This window comes from Devosia sp. A369 (genome assembly GCF_054489345.1).
Genome location: NZ_JBTMWV010000002.1, coordinates 195,502 through 213,883, shown reverse-complemented (window position 1 = coordinate 213,883; position 18,382 = coordinate 195,502). Strand labels below are relative to the sequence as shown.

The following is an 18,382-nucleotide window of genomic DNA, read 5'->3' as shown; positions in this document are numbered from 1 at the left end:
GGGGCTATTCGCCAAGGCGATTACAGCCCTGCCGCAGCGCGTTCGCGCAGGGCCTGGGCGTCGCGGGGGGAGACGTCGGGATATTCGGCGTCCGAACCAACCTCGGGCAGGATCTTCCACGAGCGGGCGCAGCGCTGGCCTTGTGCCAGTGCCGGCACCACGGCGATGCCGGGCACGTCATCCAGCGTGAAACCCTCGCCCGGACCAGCCACAACCTCAATCGCCGAGGTGATGGCGATTTCGGCGAGGTCCTGGCCCTTGAGCGCGGTCACATAGCGCTCATCGGCAATGAACACCTTTGGCGCCGCTTCGAGCGAGGAGCCGATGCGCTTTTCGCGACGCTCGATTTCCAACGCGCCGGTGACCACGCGGCGGACCGCACGGATCAGCGTCCACTTGCTGGCCAGATCGTCGTTGAGCCAGTCGGCCGGCACTTCGGGGAAGAGCCGCAGATGGACGGACGAGCCGTCCTCAGGATGCCGCTCGAGCCAGACTTCTTCCATGGTGAAGACCAGGATCGGGGCGAGCCAGGCGGTGAGGCAATCGAACAGATGATTGAGCACCGTCAGCGACGCCCGGCGGGTCCCCGAGGAGATCGGGTCGCAATAGAGCGCGTCCTTGCGGATATCGAAATAGAATGCCGACAGCTCGATATTCATGAAGTTGGTGAGCAGCGTGACGATGCGGCGGTAGTCGTAGTCCTTATACGCCGTGCGCACCTGGCTATCGAGCTGGGCCAGCCGATGCAGCATGAGCTGCTCCAGCTCGGGCATGTCGCGGAAATCGACCGTGTCGCTGGGCTGGTAATGCGCCAGATTGCCGAGCAGCCAGCGCATGGTATTGCGCAGCTTGCGATAGCTGTCCACCGTGGTCTGGATGATGTCCTTGCCCAGCCGCAGATCTTCCGAATAGTCGGACGAAGCGACCCAAAGGCGCAGAATGTCGGCGCCATATTGCTTGATGATGTCCTGTGGGGCGACGGTATTGCCCAGCGACTTGCTCATCTTGCGGCCTTCGCCATCCATGGTGAAGCCGTGCGTCAGCACGCCCTCATAAGGGGCGTGACCATTGGTGGCGCAGCTTTCCAGCAAGGAGGAATGGAACCAGCCGCGATGCTGGTCCGAGCCTTCCAGATAGAGCGAGGCCGGGAACTTCAGATGCGGCCATTTTTGTTTATTGCGCAACACCCAGGCATGGGTGGTCCCGCTGTCGAACCAGACGTCGAGCACGTCGGTGACCATCTCATAGTCGTCGACCGCATAGGCGTCGCCGAGATAGCGGGCCGCAGCGCCGGGCTTGAACCAGGCATCGGCGCCCTCTTCCTCGAAGGACTGGGCGATGCGGTGATTGACCGCCTCATCCTGCAGGAGGGCGTTGGTCGCCTTGTTGACGAAGACGGTGATCGGCACGCCCCAGGCGCGCTGGCGCGACAACACCCAATCGGGGCGGTCGGCGATCATGGCGCGCAGGCGGTTCTGGCCGGCGGCGGGGTAGAATTTGGTGGCGTCGATGGCGTTGAGCGCGCGGTGGCGCAGGGTATCGCCCGACGCGCCCATGATGTCGCGGTCCATATAGACGAACCACTGCGGCGTGTTGCGGAAGATCACCGGCTTCTTGGAGCGCCAGGAATGCGGATAGGAATGCTTGACGCGACCACGGGCGACCATGGCGTTGCGCTCGGCCAAAGCAGCAATGACGCGGTTATTGGCATCGCCCTTCTTCCCGTTGTCATCGATGACGCGGGCGCCATCGAAGCCGGGGGCTTCATTGGTGTAGAAGCCGCCATCATCGACCGCATAGGGGATGGACGGGTCGATACCCTTGTCCTTCAGCACGCGCGACGAATTCATCCACAGCTCGAAGTCCTCGAGGCCGTGGCCGGGCGCGGTGTGGACGAAGCCGGTGCCGGCATCATCGGTGACGTGATCGCCATCGAGCAGCGGCACGGCAAAGTCATAGCCGCCGCCATGGCCCTTGAGCGGATGGTGGCAGATCATGGATGCCAGAGCGTCGGCGGGCACAGCGCCGCGATTTTCGTAGGCTTCGACCTTGGCCTTGGCGAACACTTCGGCCGCCAACTTGTCAGCGATGATGTATTTCTCGCCGATCTTGGCCCAGTTCTCGGCCGGGGCCCGCGTCACTTCATAGAGGCTGTAGTCGACACGCGCCGAGTAGGTGATGGCGCGGTTGGCCGGGATGGTCCATGGCGTGGTGGTCCAGATCACCACCGAGGTACCGGCAAAGGCGCCATCGGCGACCGGGAACTTCACCCAGATGGTGTCGCTCTCGTAATCGGCATATTCGATTTCGGCTTCGGCCAGCGCGGTGCGCTCGACCACGGACCACATCACCGGCTTGGAGCCACGATAAAGCTGGCCGCTGGTGGCGACCTTCATCAGCTCGCGCGCGATCTGGGCTTCGGCGTCAAAGCTCATGGTGAGATAGGGATTGTCCCACTCGCCGAGGATGCCGAGACGCTTGAATTCAGTGCGCTGCACATCGACCCATTGCTCGGCAAAGGTGCGGCATTCCTGGCGGAATTCGACCAGCGGAACGTCGTTCTTGTCCTTGCCCTTGGCGCGGTATTGTTCCTCGATCTTCCACTCGATGGGCAGGCCGTGGCAGTCCCAGCCCGGCACATAGGCCGAGTTGAAGCCCAGCATCTGCATCGAGCGCGAGACCAGATCCTTCAGCGTCTTGTTGAGCGCGTGACCGATATGGATATTGCCATTGGCGTATGGAGGGCCGTCATGGATGGTGAACAGCGGCCGATCCTTGGCCTGCTCGCGCTGCAGCGCGTAAATATCCATGTCTTCCCAACGCTTGAGCCAGCCCGGCTCGCGGTCAGGCAGACCGGCGCGCATGGGGAAGTTGGTTTCCGGCAAAAACAGGGTGGCCGAATAATCGGTTTCGGCGGCGCCCGGGGCAGTATCGGTCATGGAAACGGCAATCGGTAAAGGGAGATTTGCCGCCTTTTAGCAAGGGCAGGCCCAAGGGGCAAAGGTTGATTTGGGGCGGTCAGGCCAGAAGCGGCAGCAAACGCCGGCGCACCAGACCGGCAAGATCGCCAAACAGGCCAGGATAGAGCTCATCGGACACCGCCACGGCGCGACGGGCGCGGCCCGCATCGGCATGGGCCTGGTGGATGGCCTGCCGGATCGCTGTGATGTCGCGCTGATGTGGTTCGAACACCGTCACCGTGCCGAAAACGGCGGCGCGGCGGGCGTGATAGAGATGCTCCAGATGCTGGGGGAAGGCAATCTGGGGCAGGCCCAGCCCCAGCGCCATGCAGAGGCTGCCATGCTGGCCGGCATGCAGCATCAGCCGGCTGCGGCGGGCGATCAGTTCGAGCGGTACCGGTGCCTGTTCGATGATGACGCCGGCCGACGTCAGCTGCGCGGCCAGCTCAGGGCCGATGCCCGGCATGAATAGCCGCGTGGGCAGGGCCAGACCGGCGATGGCAGTCATCAAGGCCTGGTCGTCGCGCTCGGCGGTCGAGAAATAGATGAAAATCTCATCGCCGCCACCACCCAATCCGCGCGGCAGCGCCTCGTTGAGCGGCGGCAGGAGCGGCTCGCTACGCCACGGGCCGTAGGGATCGAGAGCGGGAATAGTGCGCGGCATCGACACGGCGTCGCGATAAATATCGGAAAACCGCGTGATCGGCGGCAGGCCGAAATGCTGCAAGGCGCGGTTGACGGCACTGGTGAGCTCGCGCTCGGCATAGATGCGGGTGGTGTGCTCCTCCAGCAGGACGGGGAAATCGTCCATGCCCGCCGGCGGCGTGGAATAGCCGGTGCCGACGGCGACCATCGGGATATCGGCGATGCGGGCTGCGAGCATCGCGATGGGCGAAAAATCGCCGATCAGCATGCTGCTCTGGCGCGCCTCGATGGTGGCCAGCCACCACCCGATCTGGGGGATCAGCCGGTCGGCACTGGCAAAGCCCAGATCGCCGAGAAATTCGGCCCAGCTGGCAGTATTGGGATTGCCGGCGGCGGCGCGGCGCGTGGAATCAAGGCCCAGCCGGGCGCCGGCAAATACAAGATCGCAGAGCGGCGCGAGTTCGCCGGCATGCTCCATGCGGCAAAGCGCGGCGTCATAGACAAAGCCATCGCCAAGCGCCTCGGCCATGGCTTTGAGGGTGGTGAGATGGCCACGCCCTGCCCCGCCTTCCCAAGCCAGCAGGACGCGGCCAGTATTTTTTGGCATCAGGCCAGTTGCTGGCAGACCGGGCCGCAATTGCCGGGGACGAGTTCGCACTCCGGTGGCGGCGGCGGCTCGACCACGACAACGGGTGGCACGACAGCGGGCGGCGGCGGGCCGACAATTACCGGCGCAGGACCGCCCGAGCTGGTGATAATCGATGGCGCCCCATGGAGGTTGGGCAGGCATTGGGCGGCGTGCGCTTTCCGGTCGGAGAAGAACAGGCCGATGCAGGTGGACGTGTGTTGCGCATAGGCGCGCTGAATTTCCGAAGCCTGGACCGCCATCCCGGCCCCGGCGACGAGGGTAACGGCAGCGGTGGCGGCAGTGATGGCGCGGCGGGTACGACGGTACTTTTCCATGGGCTAACCTTTTTCAAAATCAGCCAACCCTAAAAAACCGGGCGCGAGCCCGCATCCGACACATGTTCGATGCCGAGCCGGACCGTGCGGGGTACTTGCACAAAGGGCAAAACAGGTATGCAGTGTGCTTCGCGCCCCTCAAGGGACCGAAATGGACGCCATTCTCGGGCTGATCGAAGACATCTATGCGGCGGGCGCCGACCCGGCGCAGTGGCAGCACGCGCTCGGCACCCTGGCCAACCTGACCGGCAGCATCGACGCCACCATGGGCGGACAAACGGCAGCGCATGTGCCCCTGCTGGTCAGCGTGCGGACAGACCCTGACAAAGTCCGCAGCTATGCCGAGCATTATCACCGGCGCAATGCCATGCAGTTGGCGATGCATGCGACCCCGGTGGGCCGGCCGGTGCTTGATCGGATGGTGGTCGACCACGCCGTTTTTCGCGCGGGAGATTTTTATAATGAATGGTGCGTGCCGCAAGGCTATCTGCATGGCGCGGCGCTGAATTTGGCCACCTCGCAAGGGTGGCGAGCCACCCTGATGATCTCGGGGAAGCGGCAATATGAGCCCGACACGCTTCAGTTGATGTCAGTGGTGACGCCGCATCTGATCCGGGCCTTTCAGTTCAACCAGTTGCTGTACGAGACGCAGACGCTCGGCCTGGGCGCCCTTGCGGCGCTGGAATATCTGGACCGGGGCGCGCTGCTGGTCGGGGTCGGCGGCGCCATTCGCGCTGCCAACGCCATCGCCGAGACCATCCTCGCGCCCGGCGATGGACTGGTGCTGAAAGACGGCCAGCTCACCTGCAGCAGCGCCAGCGAGACAGCGACGCTGGAGCGGCTGATCGGGCAATGCGCGCGCGGCATGATGACCGCCGCTGAAGGGATGATGCAGGTCAGCCGCGCCGCAGGACAAGCCCCCTTGCAGGTGCAATGCCTGCCCTTCCCGGCTGGCAATTGGTGGCCCGGCTTTAGCCCGCAACTGGCGGTGATCTTCATCACCGATCCAGATGCGCGCATGGCGCAGGTCACCCAGCGCCTGCGGCAACGCTATGGGCTGACACCGGCCGAGGCCAATCTGGCGTGGGAAATCATGCGGGGCGGCGGGCGCAAGCGGGCGGCAGAGACACGCGGCATCTCGGTGGCGACGGCGCGCAGCCAACTCACCGCCATCTTCGACAAGACCGGCGTGAGGCGGCAGGCTGAACTGGTGCGGCTATTGCTGGATGAACAGCCCGCACCGCCGATCAGCGAATAAAACCCAGTTTCGCGTCCAGATCGCTCAATGGCTGGGCGGCGGCCAAGGCTTCGCGGGCCTTGCGGCTGTCGCGGTCCATGGCGGTGATCAACTCGTCGAGGCCGGCGAACACCTCCTGGCCACGGATATGGCCAACCAGAGCCACGCTGATGGTCTGGCCGTAAATATCCTCATCGAAATCGAACAGATGCGTCTCGAAGGGCGGGCGCTGATTGTCGAACATCGGCTTGCCATAGGCGGCGACACCATCGAACAGCCGGTCACCCAGCCGGGCGCGCACGGCGTAAACACCCTGGGCCAGATGGAAATTGGCATGGGTCATGGTGTTGGCGGTGGGATAGCCGAGCTCCCGGCCCCGCTGGTCGCCCTTGACCACGCAGCCATTGAAAAACCAGTGATAGCCCAGCAGCCGATTGGCGGCGGTAACGGCGCCCTCGGACAGAGCGGCGCGGATGCGCGAGGAGGATATCACCTCGTCGCCCTCATCCATCAGGTCGAGGATTTCCACGGCAAAGCCCTGCGCTTCACCAGCCGCCTTGAGGAAATTGGGGGTGCCGCGACGCTGGCGACCGAAGTGGAAATCGGCGCCGACAATGACGCCGGTGACGCCCAGCGCCTCGACCAGAAAGCGGGAGACGAAATCCTCGGCCTCGATCTGGGAGAAGACGCGGTCGAAATTCAGGATGGTGATGGCGTCGAGCCCAAAGGCCTCGACCAGCCGCGCCTTGGCATCGCCATCGGTGAGGCGGAACATGAAGGGCGCCGGGGCGAAGACATCGCGCGGATGGGGCTCGAAGGTCAGCACCATGGCGGGCACGCCGGCCTGCGCGGCTCTGGCCTTGAGCGTATTCAGCACGGTCTGATGGCCGCGATGCACGCCGTCGAAATTGCCGATGGCGACATAGGCGCCGCGCAGGCTGGTGGGCACCGCATCCAGCGCATCAAGACGAATGAAGCCGGCCATCATCTCACCAGGTCAGGCGCGGCAGGAAGCCGGCCATGGTGGCGCGGCTGGGCGCCACGAGATCGGCGATGGCCTGCGGATCGGGCTTGCCGAAGGCGTCGAGTTCGGCGGCGTGGATCGAGCCGGTGACGAACAGCAGATCAATGCCGAACTGGGCGGCGCCGGTGGCGTCGGTGCGCACGCTATCGCCAATGGCGAGGACGCGGCGCTTGTCGAGCGGCTTGCCGGCAGCGACCTCGGCGAGGCGGAAGGCCTCTTCGTAGATCGGCTGATAGGGTTTGCCAGCCATCAGCACCATGCCGCCCATGGCGGCGTAGAGATCGCCCAGCGCGCCGCCGCAATAGATGATCTTGTCGCCATGCTCGACCACGCGGTCGGGATTGGCGCAGATCATCGGCAGCTTGCGGCTGAGCCAGAATTTGGCCCGCTCACGATACAGCTCGGGGGTATCGTCATCGGTATCGAGGTCGGTGACGACGACGACTTCGGCTTCATCGGCGCCGGTGCGGCGCACGTCGAGCCCTTCATAGAGCGCGTCATCCTCAGTGGCCGGGCCGACGTGATGGATGGCTTTGCCGCGATATTTGGCAATCATGGCGCGGGTGGCGTCGCCGGACGAGACGATGGCATCATAGGCGCCGCGATGCACGCCGAGCCGGTCGAGCATCTCGATGATCGGGCCGGATGGGCGGGGCGCATTGGTGATGAACACCACTTTGCCGCCAGCCTGACGATATTCGGCCAGGGCCTCGACGGCGCTGGGAAAGGCGGCGACGCCATTATGGACGACGCCCCACACATCACTCAGCACCGCGTCGTAGCGGGTGGCAAGCTCGGCAAGGCCGGAGATCGAAGGCAATTGGCTGGTCATCGCTAAATTCCGATGCGAACAGGATGGGCGTTCTATGTGGCAGCTTGGGGGTAGGGATCAAGGGGAAACGGACATCGACCTTGGTATGGAGACCCCAGCGAGGCGGACCGTGCCTATTCGGCGCGGCGCAGTTGCGGGCGGACCGGCTCCAGCGTCAGGTCGGCGCGGACCGGGCCGGGAGCGGCGATATGGGGCCCCTGCACCAGCACGAGCCCGTCTTCCAGCAGCTCGATGATCTGTCGTTCGCTGGTGATGCCGGTGGCCATCAGCTTGATGTCGAAGCGGGCGATGTAATTGGCGATGTCGGAGGCATGGAAATCGGTGAAGGCTTCCGGCTCATCGATGAAATGGGTGGCGTCGATCCGCAGCGAGCGCACGCCCTGGGCGGCGAACTCGGCGATATCGAGGCGCAGCGATTTGACGCCCGTGATAGAAAAACCAACGCCCTTGCGCGCCAGGGCATCGGCAATGGCGCGCTCGGCCAGGGTCAGTTCCTGCCAGTCAGCCGCGCTGATGGCAAAGATCAGGCCGGCAGCGATGGCGCGGTTGGCCTCGATCGTCGCCATGAGCTGCTCGGACGCCGCCGCATCGCCCAAAGTGGCGCGCGACAGCGGAATATAGAGAGCGATCGGCTGCCCGCCGGTGCGCGAGCGGCGGGAAATGGTGATGGCTTCAAGCAGGCCAACGCCCTCGATCTGGCGCAGCACATCTTCGCCACCGCGACGGGGCATGAAATCGGCACGGTCGGCCAGATCGCCATCTTCCAGCATCAGGCGCGGGACTAGGTCATAGCCCTGCGGGCGGCGCTGCGGCAGCGTCACCACCGGCTGGATATGGTAGATCAGCCGGTTTTCGGCCACGGCCTGCCGCAGCAATTGCAGGGGGATGATCGGCTCGCTTTCGCGCTGGGCCGGCGGCGGCGGGGCAGCAGCCAGCACGCGCTCGCTTCTAGCAGGCGGGCGGGTCCGGTCTTCGATGTCGGCCACCGCCTCGGCGACCTGGCGAATGACGGTGCCCAGCACCGAAATATCGGCCTCGACGCCATCGAGGCGTCCACTGGGATTGATATCGGTAATGGCGTTGATGCGCTGGCCGAGCACGGCGCCGGCCTGGGCGTCGGTGGCGAGCAGGCGGGAAAGATCCTCGATGCCTTTTTCCAGCCGGTTCTCGGCGCGCTGGCGCAGGCTGCGTTCCAGCAGCACGACACAGACGCAGCCAAACACCACCGCTGCCAGAACGGCCTCGGCAGGCGTGAAGGTCAGCCCGAAATAGGCGGCGGCGCCGATGGCGACCGCAGCAAGGGCGATGAACGTGTAGACCAATGCCTGCACGGGCGGACCTCGAACCCTTTCAGAATGCCGGGATTCGGCTCATCCCTCATAGCATCGTGCAACAGGCGGCAAAAGCGCGGAGCCGGCGCTCTCCCTAGCCTATTTGCGCGTTTCATGTGGCGAAGAGGTTCCAGGCCCGGGAAAAGAAGCGATGGAACAGCACTCGCTGGGCCGCGCCGGTCGCTGCAGCCGAACCGCCGAGCTTGCCGATGCCCACCGCCGGGCGGGCTGCACCCGATTCTGGCAGCAGGCCCAGATGATGTTCGACGCGCGCCAGCAGGCGCTCCACCACCGGACGCGGCATGACGCCATCGATCACCGCCAGATCAAGCTCGATCACGGCGCTGGTGCTGACGACGGCCGTCGCAAGCGCCCGGCCCGCCTCATCGAGCCAGCTGCCGGCATGGGGCTCCAGCGCCTCCCAGTCCCAGCTCAGCGGATTGCCCTGCGGCAGCGCCGCACCACAGGCTTCGAGCTGCTGTTGCAAGGCAAAAATGGATGCGAGATCCTGCACATAGGTCGGACGCCCGGCGCTGTCGGAAACCAGGATGGCGCCCAGATTGACCGCATTACCCTCGCGCAGGATGCCGTCAATCGCCATGCCGGAGGCCACGAAAGTGCCCAGCCGAAAATAGGCCAGCCCCCCGGGACGCGGGTCGGTCCAACCGATAAATTCGGCCCAGCAACCGGCGTCGCCTTCATTGACCCATTCGGCGGGGAGGCCGGTCAGGTCGCCGAGATGCGCGGCGATATCGAGGCCGCGCCACCGCTCGACCTGCGTCTCGGGCGCGCCCAATTGGGCGAGCTGGCGCTCGAAATGGGCGGGGCCGGCGACGCCGATGCCAATCAGACGTTCCGTTTGCTGCGCGCTCATGCCGGCGCGGATGGTGGCGATTTCCGTGCTGATCTCGGCAAAGATGGTGTCGATATCGGGATAGGCATAGCTGCGACGGACGCTGGTCAGGGTGTTGCCCGTCATGGCGAGCAGCAGCACTTCGAAATGCCGCCAGCCGATTTCGACCCCGATGACATAGGCCGCCTCTGGGTTGATATAGAGCGGGGTCGCGGGCTGACCGCGCCGGCCGCGCAGCACTTCGCCGCGCAGCACCAGCGCGCGCGCCTCCAGATCGGACAGGATGCGCGAGGTGGTCTGCGGGCCCAGACCGGACAGCCGGGCCAGCACCGCATTGGACGCGCCCGGATTGAGGGCGATCAGGGTCAGCACCGCCCGTTCATTGGCGAGGCGAACGCCGGATTGCGCGAAACCGCGGGCCACTGGTTCGGCCCCATCAACAGGCGAATTGTTTTGCATGGCGCTGGAGTTAATAGGCAGAGCGCGGCGCAGGCAAGCGGCAAAACGGCGTAGCTCAATCCGCAAAATGCAATTGGTCGGAACGGATTATTTACCCTGTTGGGGAAGTATTGCCAGAACACCGGGCCGCCCCTGCGGCGAACACCGGGCAATAGTACCGAACGAGGACCGTGCCGCATGGCGATGCAGACGCGAAGCAACGGCGAACCCCATGGCCGGCTGCTGCTGATCGACGCGGACGATGCCGCTGCGCAGCTGGTGGCCGACATCCTGACCCAGAGCCTGGGCGGTTGCCTGCGTGTCACCGTGGCCAGTTCGGGCCGCCAGGCGGCGGACCTGCTGCGCCAGAGCGGCTTTGATATCGTGCTCGCCGATCTGGTGAGCCTGAAAGATCTCAGCGACAGCAATGACGACGCGGTGGCGCGCATGGTGCGGCTGGCCGATGGTGCGCTGTTTGTGGCTCTATCGGATGGCGCATCGGTGACGGCGGCCGTCGGGGCAATGCGGGCTGGGGCGCATGACTATGTGGTCAAGCCGGTCAACGGCCCGGCGATGGCGGCGCGCATCGGCGAGCTGGCCCAACGCCATGGCAAGGCGCGGGCGCTGGCTATCGAGCCGCGCGCCGAGGGCCTGTCGGATTTCGCCGGCTTCATTGGCGCCTCCAGCGCCATGCAATTTGTCTATGAGCAGATCGGGCGCATCGCCACCTCGTCGGCGCCGGTGTTCATCACCGGGGAAAGCGGCACCGGCAAGGATGTCTGTGCCGAAGCGCTGCACTCGAAGGGCCCGCGCTTCAACAAGCGCATGGTGGCGATCAACTGCGCGGCAATTCCGCGCGACCTGATGGAAAGCGAATTGTTCGGCGTGGCGCGCGGCGCCTTTACCGGCGCCCATGACGACCGCAAGGGCGCGGCCGAACTGGCCGATGGCGGCACGCTGTTCCTCGACGAAATCGGGGAAATGGATCTGTCTTTGCAGAGCAAGCTGCTGCGCTTCCTGCAGACCGGCACGCTGAGCCGGGTCGGCGAATCGGGCGTGCGGCAGGTGGATGTGCGGGTGATCTGCGCCACCAATCGCAATCCGATGCAGCTGATCTCGGAAAAGAAATTTCGCGAGGACCTGTTCTATCGCCTGCATGTCCTACCGATTCACCTGCCGCCGCTGCGGCAGCGGCCGAATGATATCATGGTGCTGGCCCGCCATTTCCTGGCGCGCTATGCGGCCGAGGAGCATAAGCGCTTCAGCGGCTTCGCTCCCGAAGTGGCGAGCCTGCTGACCTCGGCGGAATGGCCGGGCAATGTGCGGCAATTGCAAAATCTGGTGCGGCGACTGGTGGTGATGTGCGACGGCGGTGACATCACCATGCCGATGCTGCTGGCGGCCGATATCGAATCACGCGGCGTGGTGGCGCCGGTGGAAGCCGCGCCGCGCCCCGAACGGCGTCCCGTCGTGCTGCCGATGTGGCAGCAGGAGCAGCGCATCATCGAAGACGCCATCGCCAGCTTCGGCGGCAATGTCTCGCTGGCGGCCGCGGCGCTGGAAATCAGCCCTTCCACGATCTACCGCAAGCGACAGGGCTGGGCCGAAATGGCCGCGACCGGCTAAGGCAGGCGCTAAGGCGTATTGGCTTCGCGGGCCTTGACCCGGTCGAGGCCGAGATAGTGTTCGCGCAGGATCACGACGATGCCGGAGGCGACGATGATCACGGCGCCGAGCAGCATCGTCAGGGTCGGCACATCGCCGAACACCACGAGGCCAATGACCAGGGTCAGCAGCAGCGAGACATATTCGAACGGGGCGATCACCGACATGTCGGCATAGCGGTAGCACGAGGTCAGCAGCAGCTGGCCGATGCCGCCGGCAAAGCCCGCCGCGATGAGCAACGCCGCCTGCTCCGGCGTGGGCATCACCCAGCCAAACGGCAGGGTCAGCAGCGACAACAGGCTGGCGCAAATGAAGAAATAAACCACGATGGCCTCGGTGCGCTCGGTCTGCACCAGCCTGCGCACCTGCATCATGGCAAAGGCGGTCAGGATAGCGCCGCCAAAGGCAGCGATGGCGCCCACGGCTTCGCTATCACCGAGCACCCCGCCACCGGAAAACAGCGTCAGGCGTGGCCACAGGATAACCACGACGCCGCACAGCCCCACGATCACGGCCGACCAGCGAAACACGTGCACCCGCTCCTTGAGCAGCAGGGCGCTGAACATCACGATCAGCAGCGGCGCGGCATAGCCAATGGCGGTGGATTCAGGCAGCGGCAGACGGGTCAGGGCAAAAAAACCCAGCCCCATGGAGCTGACGCCAATAATGGAGCGCAGCGCATGGCCGCCAAAATTGCTGGTGTGGAGGGCCGTGCGCAACTGACGACGCCATAGCAGCCAGACGACGACTGGCAGAATGGCGAAGAAACAGCGAAAAAACACCAGTTCCCCAGCGGGGATGGTGCCGGTGGCCTTGAGCAGGGTCGCCATGACGACGAAACAGCAGACCGAGAGCACTTTGAGCGTGATGCCATGCAGGGGGCCAGCCCGGGGGCTGGCGGCGGGTGCGAGAGCGCTCACGACAGTCTCTTAATAGCCAGCCAGAATCAGCGGCTGGAGGCCTGCTCCAGCTTTTCCTTGGCAATGCGCGCGGTGGCGAAAGCCTTGTGCTCGGGGCCAACGGCACTGCCGCTCTTGACCACCTTGCCGGTGGAATCCTGAAGTTCCCACTGCCAGTTGGCATTGGGGCCGCTGCCGCCCTTGAGGCGCAGCTTGATCTGAAGGGTGTTGTCCTGGGTCATGACTGCCTTATGGCCCAGCTTGGCGCGGGGGGAAAGAGGGAAAGTGCGCGATAGGGGCAGTTCCCCGCAGCGATGAGCTTATCCCTCTTATCCCCGCCGCCAAATCTTCCGGCATACTCCACCCATCTTTCCGGGATACGGGCGGCGCTGCAGCGACCGGTGTCCGGCGAGACGGTCGGGAGGGGGGAGGTCGCGCTCCGCCCTGGGCTGTGCGGATGGGGCATTCGGGCATGGGGCTACGGTTCCATGCTGGGGCTTGCGGTCTGCCTTCCGAGAAAAACCCGACGCCCCGAGGCGGTTCGTCTCACTATTTTATACTTACCAGAGGCGACAACCGCCTCGGGGCTCCGCTCGTTCATGACAACCGCACCACAGGCGGGGCCTTGGCACGCCTACACTTCGGAGAACCGATATTCGATGCGATCGCCCGAGAAGGTGAGGTGATCGCGGATCGGCTCGACCAGCGGACACGGGTCGGGATAATAGGTGACCTGATCGGGGCCATCGGCAGTGAGGGTCTTGATGGTGTAATAATGGGCCTCGCCCTTATAGGGGCAGACAGTGCGGGTCTCCGAGCGCTCAAGGATATCTTCGCGAATATCGGCACGCGGCAAAAAGATGCGCAACGGCGCGCCCGGCTCGTCGAGTTCCAGCGCGTGGAGCGAACTGCCGATTTCGGCATCGTCGAACACCACATGCACTCGGCCGTGGGCGGGCCTGATCTTGATATCCTTGTCGAGACATTCGCGCGTCATGATGGCCTGCCACTTTCAAAAATTGGAGCGATCAGGGTCAACGCACGGGAGCAAAAGCGGTTCACCCGACCTTGACTCATCAGAGCACCAATCTTATATCCCCTGCACACTGTTAGCACTCTACGTCTACGAGTGCTAACAGTGCCGAAATTACAGTATTGTGCTGCCAAAAGGAGCAAAAAACATGGGCTTTCGTCCTCTGCACGACCGCGTGGTCGTCCGTCGTCTCGACGGTGAAGAAAAGACCAAGGGCGGGATCATCATCCCCGACACCGCCAAGGAAAAGCCCTCCGAGGGCGTGATCGTCTCCGTGGGCCCCGGCGCTCGCGACGAAAGCGGCAAGATCAATGCGCTGGACGTCAAGGCTGGCGATCGCGTGCTGTTCGGCAAGTGGAGCGGCACCGAGGTCAAGCTGAACGGCGAAGACCTGCTGATCATGAAGGAATCCGACATCATGGGCATCGTCGAAGTCTAAGCGACTTCGCTGCCCTTTGTCATTTTCCCAACCAACTTTAAGGAGCGCCCCTCATGGCCGCTAAAGAAGTAAAATTCTCCACCGAAGCCCGCGACAAGATGCTGCGCGGCGTCAACATCCTGGCCAATGCGGTCAAGGTGACCCTCGGCCCCAAGGGTCGTAACGTCGTTATCGAAAAGTCCTTTGGCGCTCCGCGCATCACCAAGGACGGCGTTTCGGTCGCCAAGGAAATCGAACTTGAAGACAAGTTCGAGAACATGGGCGCCCAGCTGGTTCGCTCGGTTGCTTCCAAGACCAACGACACGGCCGGCGACGGCACCACCACCGCTACCGTGCTGGCTCAGGCCATCGTCAACGAAGGCGTCAAGGCCGTCGCTGCCGGCATGAACCCGATGGATCTCAAGCGCGGCATCGACATGGCCGTTCTGGAAGTCGTCGCGAACCTGAAGTCGCGCGCTGCCAAGATCACCTCGTCGGCTGAAGTTGCCCAGGTCGGCACCATCTCGGCCAATGGCGAGAAGGAAATCGGCGACATGATCGCTGAGGCCATGCAGAAGGTCGGCAACGAGGGTGTCATCACCGTCGAAGAAGCCAAGACCGCTGAGACCGAGCTCGATGTCGTTGAAGGCATGCAGTTCGACCGCGGCTACCTGTCGCCTTACTTCGTGACCAATGCAGAAAAGATGACGGCTGTGCTCGAAGAGCCGCTGATCCTGCTGCACGAGAAGAAGCTCTCCAACCTGCAGGCCATCCTGCCGATCCTGGAAGCTGTTGTTCAGTCGCAGCGCCCGCTGCTGATCATTGCCGAAGACATCGAAGGTGAGGCTCTCGCGACCCTCGTCGTCAACCGTCTGCGTGGCGGCCTCAAGGTTGCTGCCGTCAAGGCTCCGGGCTTCGGCGATCGCCGCAAGGCCATGCTGGAAGACATCGCCATCCTGACCGGTGGCCAGGTGATCTCGGAAGATCTCGGCATCAAGCTCGAGAACGTGACCATCGACATGCTCGGCACTGCCAAGCGCGTTGAAATCACCAAGGAAACCACCACCATCGTTGATGGCGCTGGCTCCAAGGACGACATCCAGGGCCGCGTTGGCCAGATCAAGGCGCAGATCGAAGAAACCACTTCGGACTACGACAAGGAGAAGCTGCAGGAACGTCTGGCCAAGCTCGCCGGTGGCGTTGCAGTGATCAAGGTCGGCGGCTCGACGGAAGTTGAAGTCAAGGAGCGCAAGGACCGCGTCGACGACGCGCTGAACGCTACCCGCGCTGCTGTTGAAGAAGGCATCGTCCCCGGCGGCGGCACTGCCCTCCTCCGCGCCTCGTCCGACCTCAAGGTCAAGGGTGCAAACTCTGACCAGCAGGCTGGCGTCAACATCGTTCGCCGTGCTCTGCAGGAGCCGGTGCGCCAGATCGCCAACAATGCGGGCGACGAAGGCTCCGTGGTTGTCGGCAAGATCCTCGAAAGCACCTCGCTGACGTTCGGCTACAACGCCGCAACCGGCGAATATGGCGACATGATCGCCATGGGCATCGTTGATCCGGTCAAGGTAGTGCGTCATGCGCTGCAGGACGCCGCATCGGTGGCTTCGCTGCTGATCACGACCGAAGCCATGATTGCTGAACTGCCGAAGGACGCAGCGCCCCAGATGGGCGGCGGCGGCGGCATGGGCGGCATGGGCGGTATGGACTTCTAGTCCAGCCAACCCGGATAAGTTTGAGGTTCGTTTCTTCCCAGTCACGAACTTCACGCAAGGCGCGGTGGCAACACCGCGCCTTTTGCTTGCGCGCACCCGGCCCGGTCGCGCTAGAATAGCCCAACCAATCAGTGAGGATTCGATGCGGACACCCCGACGCGGCAGCGCCTTCGATCAGGCCGAAGCCGCCTTCAAGGCCGCCACCACCAAGCCCGTAGCAACGGCAACGCCGAAAGTGGCCACGCCACCCCAGGGCAAGGAAATGGTAACGCTGCGGCTGGACCGCGCCGTGCTGGAGCATTTTCAGGATGAAGGTCCGGGCTGGCAGGACCGTATCAATCTGGCGCTACGCGCCGCCGCCGGGCTCGAAGCCGAGTAGCCGTCGCCAGCTCAGCGGAAGAAGAGCAGCCGCAGCGCCAGGGCGATCGAGACCACCACCACCAATGGCCGGATGATCTTGGCGCCGTAGCGGATGCCGGTGCGCGCGCCGATATAGCCGCCGATGATCTGACCGATGGCCATGGCGATGGCCACCGGCCACACCACCGCGCCGGCCGGAATAAAGATCACCAGCGCCGCCAGGTTCGACACCAGATTGAGGATCTTGGTATTGCCCGAGGCCCGGGTGAGCCCAAGGCCGAACAGCATGACGAAGCCGATGGCGAAGAACGAGCCGGTGCCCGGCCCGAAAATCCCGTCGTAAAAGCCCACGACCAATCCCAATATCGGAACGAACGGGCCAAATGGCAGCCGCGCGGCCTTGTCGGCGTCCGAGAGGTTGGGCGCAAACAGGAAATACAGCGCGATGCCGATCAGCGCGACGGGCACCGCTATGTCGAGCAGCCCGACATCGGCTCGCTGCACCACCAGCGCACCCAGCAGACTGCCGGCAAAAGTGGTCGTAACGGCAGGCACCAGGGCCTTCAGCGAGACAAAACCGCGCCGCCAATAGGTGACCGCGGCTATCGTGGTGCCGACGACCGATTGCATCTTGTTGGTGGCCAGCGCCGCAACCGGTGGCAGGCCAGCCGAGAGCAGCGCTGGCACCGAAATCATGCCGCCGCCGCCGGCGATGGCATCGATGAAGCCGGCCAGCATGCCGACGGCGCCCAGCGCCAGAAGAACCATAGGGTCGAGCATGAGGGTCCGGCGGGTTTAGTTCGGTGGGTCGAGGGGAGGCGTGGCGTCGGCGATCCGGCGCTCATAGATCGGAATATTGATCATCGAGGACATGAAGCCGCTCATCATCAGCTGAAAGCCGCTGACCAGCGCTGTCAGCGCCAAAATCACCGGGCGCATGGTGGTGCTGGGGTTCAGTGCGCCGAAATCGCGCCGCGCCCATTCGCCCAGCCCCCAGAACAAGGCCCCTGCCCCGATCAGCATCAGCAGCAGCGCCACCAGCAGAATCCGCTCCAGCGTCAGCGCTTCGAGCATGCGGTCATAGTTGCCCGAGCGCGGAATGAAGCCATAGCGCGAGGCAAAGCGGCGGCCGATGATCGCAAAGGCGATGGATTGCACGCCGACGATGATGCAGAGCGCCGCCACCAGGAAGGTGTGCACGTCGAAATTGACATGGCCGAGCCGGAACGGGCCGGGCAGCAGGATGCCGCCGACCAGCAGGCCGACGCCCAGCAACATGATGCCGGGATAAAGGAACAGCCAGCGTGGAGAAAACAGCAGCAGGAAGCGCAGATGGCGCCAGCCGTCACGGAACGAGCGCAGATGCGGCGGGCGCGAGCGGCCATCCTTGACCAGCGTGGTCGGCACTTCGCGCAGATCGAGCTGGGCCAGCGTCGCCTTGACCACCATTTCGGAGGCGAATTCCATGCCGCTGGTGCGCAGATTGAGCGCCAGCACTGCGGCACGCGAGAAGCCGCGCAGCCCGCAATGGAAGTCGGCAATCGGGGTGCGGAAGAATAGCCGCCCCACGGTGCTCAGCACCGGATTGCCGATATAGCGGTGGTGCCAGGGCATGGCGCCGGGGCCGATACCACCCTTGAAGCGATTGCCCATGACTAGATCGGCACCATCACGAAGCTGTTCGACAAAAGCGTCGAGCCGGGAGAAATCATAGCTGTCGTCGGCATCGCCCATGATGATGTAGCGGCCGCGCGCGGCCTGGATGCCACCGGCGAGGGCCGCGCCATAGCCGCGCTGCGGCACCGGCACCACGCGGGCGCCAAGGCCTTCGGCCAGTTCACGCGACCCATCGGTCGAGCCATTGTCGGAGATGACGATTTCCCCGGCGATGCCGGTGCGCGCAAGAAAGCTCTGCGCCTTGGCGATGCAGGCCGCCAGCGTCTCGGCCTCGTTGAGGCACGGCATCAGGATGGTCAGTTCAAGTTCGTCAGCCACATTGCCCCCCGGAC

Annotated in this window: 17 protein-coding genes; 5 read left to right on the top strand and 12 right to left on the bottom strand. The window is 64.3% G+C overall.

The features are described 5' to 3' along the window. Positions 1–20 precede the first annotated feature (20 nt). The 3 genes from ileS to ACX3OZ_RS04520 form a co-directional block, all read right to left on the bottom strand. On the bottom strand, positions 21–2,939 hold the full coding sequence (ileS, locus tag ACX3OZ_RS04530) for an isoleucine--tRNA ligase (RefSeq protein WP_459096592.1): 2,919 nt from the start codon (positions 2,937–2,939) through the stop codon (positions 21–23). A gap of 79 nt (positions 2,940–3,018) precedes the next feature. Further along, positions 3,019–4,212 carry a glycosyltransferase gene (locus ACX3OZ_RS04525; RefSeq protein ID WP_459103918.1) on the bottom strand — a complete coding sequence of 398 codons (1,194 nt, stop codon included), beginning with the start codon at positions 4,210–4,212 and terminating at the stop codon, positions 3,019–3,021. Further along, on the bottom strand, positions 4,212–4,568 hold the full coding sequence (locus ACX3OZ_RS04520; protein WP_459096590.1) for a hypothetical protein: 357 nt from the start codon (positions 4,566–4,568) through the stop codon (positions 4,212–4,214). Before ACX3OZ_RS04520 ends, ACX3OZ_RS04525 begins: the two co-directional genes overlap by 1 nt. A gap of 151 nt (positions 4,569–4,719) precedes the next feature. Here ACX3OZ_RS04520 and ACX3OZ_RS04515 point away from each other — a divergent pair, with 151 nt between their 5' ends. Continuing rightward, positions 4,720–5,826 (top strand): helix-turn-helix transcriptional regulator, encoded by a 1,107-nt coding sequence (locus ACX3OZ_RS04515; RefSeq protein ID WP_459096589.1) that lies wholly within the window; start codon positions 4,720–4,722, stop codon positions 5,824–5,826. On the opposite strand, the gene ACX3OZ_RS04510 is transcribed toward ACX3OZ_RS04515, so the two are convergent. From ACX3OZ_RS04510 to ACX3OZ_RS04495, 4 genes are all read right to left on the bottom strand, one after another. Continuing rightward, positions 5,816–6,790: a bifunctional riboflavin kinase/FAD synthetase gene (locus ACX3OZ_RS04510; RefSeq protein ID WP_459096588.1), complete on the bottom strand. Its 975-nt coding sequence runs from the start codon at positions 6,788–6,790 to the stop codon at positions 5,816–5,818. The two genes, ACX3OZ_RS04515 and ACX3OZ_RS04510, sit on opposite strands and share 11 nt — an antisense overlap. Before the next feature lie 4 nt (positions 6,791–6,794). After that, positions 6,795–7,661: a TIGR01459 family HAD-type hydrolase gene (locus tag ACX3OZ_RS04505; protein ID WP_459096587.1), complete on the bottom strand. Its 867-nt coding sequence runs from the start codon at positions 7,659–7,661 to the stop codon at positions 6,795–6,797. A gap of 113 nt (positions 7,662–7,774) precedes the next feature. Then, on the bottom strand, positions 7,775–8,992 hold the full coding sequence (locus tag ACX3OZ_RS04500) for an EAL domain-containing protein (RefSeq protein WP_459096586.1): 1,218 nt from the start codon (positions 8,990–8,992) through the stop codon (positions 7,775–7,777). A 112-nt stretch (positions 8,993–9,104) separates the two neighbouring features. Continuing rightward, positions 9,105–10,268 carry an ROK family transcriptional regulator gene (locus tag ACX3OZ_RS04495; protein ID WP_459096585.1) on the bottom strand — a complete coding sequence of 388 codons (1,164 nt, stop codon included), beginning with the start codon at positions 10,266–10,268 and terminating at the stop codon, positions 9,105–9,107. A gap of 213 nt (positions 10,269–10,481) precedes the next feature. On the opposite strand from ACX3OZ_RS04495, the gene ACX3OZ_RS04490 reads away from it, so the two are divergent. After that, positions 10,482–11,909: a sigma-54-dependent transcriptional regulator gene (locus ACX3OZ_RS04490; protein WP_459096584.1), complete on the top strand. Its 1,428-nt coding sequence runs from the start codon at positions 10,482–10,484 to the stop codon at positions 11,907–11,909. A gap of 8 nt (positions 11,910–11,917) precedes the next feature. On the opposite strand, the gene ACX3OZ_RS04485 is transcribed toward ACX3OZ_RS04490, so the two are convergent. The 3 genes from ACX3OZ_RS04485 to ACX3OZ_RS04475 all read right to left on the bottom strand — a co-directional run bounded on the left by ACX3OZ_RS04485 (position 11,918) and on the right by ACX3OZ_RS04475 (position 13,844). Further along, complete coding sequence (locus tag ACX3OZ_RS04485) at positions 11,918–12,868, bottom strand: DMT family transporter (protein WP_459103917.1); 951 nt, start codon at positions 12,866–12,868, stop codon at positions 11,918–11,920. 26 nt (positions 12,869–12,894) lie between these two features. After that, positions 12,895–13,089, bottom strand: coding sequence for a hypothetical protein (locus ACX3OZ_RS04480; protein WP_459096582.1), 195 nt, complete (start codon positions 13,087–13,089; stop codon positions 12,895–12,897). A gap of 392 nt (positions 13,090–13,481) precedes the next feature. Next, a complete protein-coding gene (locus ACX3OZ_RS04475; RefSeq protein WP_459096581.1) occupies positions 13,482–13,844 on the bottom strand; it encodes a DUF427 domain-containing protein in 363 nt (120 codons plus the stop codon). Positions 13,845–14,028: 184 nt separating this feature from the next. Here ACX3OZ_RS04475 and ACX3OZ_RS04470 point away from each other — a divergent pair, with 184 nt between their 5' ends. The 3 genes from ACX3OZ_RS04470 to ACX3OZ_RS04460 all read left to right on the top strand — a co-directional run bounded on the left by ACX3OZ_RS04470 (position 14,029) and on the right by ACX3OZ_RS04460 (position 16,392). Continuing rightward, positions 14,029–14,319: a co-chaperone GroES gene (locus ACX3OZ_RS04470; protein WP_459096580.1), complete on the top strand. Its 291-nt coding sequence runs from the start codon at positions 14,029–14,031 to the stop codon at positions 14,317–14,319. 53 nt (positions 14,320–14,372) lie between these two features. Then, entirely contained in the window at positions 14,373–16,013 is a 1,641-nt protein-coding gene (gene groL / locus ACX3OZ_RS04465; protein ID WP_459096579.1) for a chaperonin GroEL, read from the top strand. Between the two features lie 142 nt (positions 16,014–16,155). Next, positions 16,156–16,392: a BrnA antitoxin family protein gene (locus ACX3OZ_RS04460; protein ID WP_459096578.1), complete on the top strand. Its 237-nt coding sequence runs from the start codon at positions 16,156–16,158 to the stop codon at positions 16,390–16,392. An 11-nt stretch (positions 16,393–16,403) separates the two neighbouring features. On the opposite strand, the gene ACX3OZ_RS04455 is transcribed toward ACX3OZ_RS04460, so the two are convergent. Both ACX3OZ_RS04455 and ACX3OZ_RS04450 read right to left on the bottom strand, forming a co-directional pair. After that, positions 16,404–17,153, bottom strand: a complete 750-nt coding sequence (locus ACX3OZ_RS04455; protein ID WP_459103916.1) for a TSUP family transporter — start codon at positions 17,151–17,153, stop codon at positions 16,404–16,406. A 15-nt stretch (positions 17,154–17,168) separates the two neighbouring features. Further along, positions 17,169–18,368, bottom strand: a complete 1,200-nt coding sequence (locus ACX3OZ_RS04450; RefSeq protein ID WP_459096576.1) for a glycosyltransferase family 2 protein — start codon at positions 18,366–18,368, stop codon at positions 17,169–17,171. Between the last annotated feature and the right edge of the window lie 14 nt (positions 18,369–18,382).

What these genes read in the sequence shown, in the direction of transcription:
- ACX3OZ_RS04460 (WP_459096578.1), top strand. Translation starts at nt 16,156, where the DNA reads ATGCGGACACCCCGACGCGGCAGCGCCTTCGATCAGGCCGAAGCCGCC.
- ACX3OZ_RS04520 (WP_459096590.1), bottom strand. Translation starts at nt 4,568, where the DNA reads ATGGAAAAGTACCGTCGTACCCGCCGCGCCATCACTGCCGCCACCGCT.
- ACX3OZ_RS04475 (WP_459096581.1), bottom strand. Translation starts at nt 13,844, where the DNA reads ATGACGCGCGAATGTCTCGACAAGGATATCAAGATCAGGCCCGCCCAC.
- ACX3OZ_RS04470 (WP_459096580.1), top strand. Translation starts at nt 14,029, where the DNA reads ATGGGCTTTCGTCCTCTGCACGACCGCGTGGTCGTCCGTCGTCTCGAC.
- ileS (WP_459096592.1), bottom strand. Translation starts at nt 2,939, where the DNA reads ATGACCGATACTGCCCCGGGCGCCGCCGAAACCGATTATTCGGCCACC.
- ACX3OZ_RS04455 (WP_459103916.1), bottom strand. Translation starts at nt 17,153, where the DNA reads ATGCTCGACCCTATGGTTCTTCTGGCGCTGGGCGCCGTCGGCATGCTG.
- groL (WP_459096579.1), top strand. Translation starts at nt 14,373, where the DNA reads ATGGCCGCTAAAGAAGTAAAATTCTCCACCGAAGCCCGCGACAAGATG.
- ACX3OZ_RS04480 (WP_459096582.1), bottom strand. Translation starts at nt 13,089, where the DNA reads ATGACCCAGGACAACACCCTTCAGATCAAGCTGCGCCTCAAGGGCGGC.
- ACX3OZ_RS04515 (WP_459096589.1), top strand. Translation starts at nt 4,720, where the DNA reads ATGGACGCCATTCTCGGGCTGATCGAAGACATCTATGCGGCGGGCGCC.
- ACX3OZ_RS04490 (WP_459096584.1), top strand. Translation starts at nt 10,482, where the DNA reads ATGGCGATGCAGACGCGAAGCAACGGCGAACCCCATGGCCGGCTGCTG.
- ACX3OZ_RS04525 (WP_459103918.1), bottom strand. Translation starts at nt 4,212, where the DNA reads ATGCCAAAAAATACTGGCCGCGTCCTGCTGGCTTGGGAAGGCGGGGCA.
- ACX3OZ_RS04510 (WP_459096588.1), bottom strand. Translation starts at nt 6,790, where the DNA reads ATGGCCGGCTTCATTCGTCTTGATGCGCTGGATGCGGTGCCCACCAGC.
- ACX3OZ_RS04505 (WP_459096587.1), bottom strand. Translation starts at nt 7,661, where the DNA reads ATGACCAGCCAATTGCCTTCGATCTCCGGCCTTGCCGAGCTTGCCACC.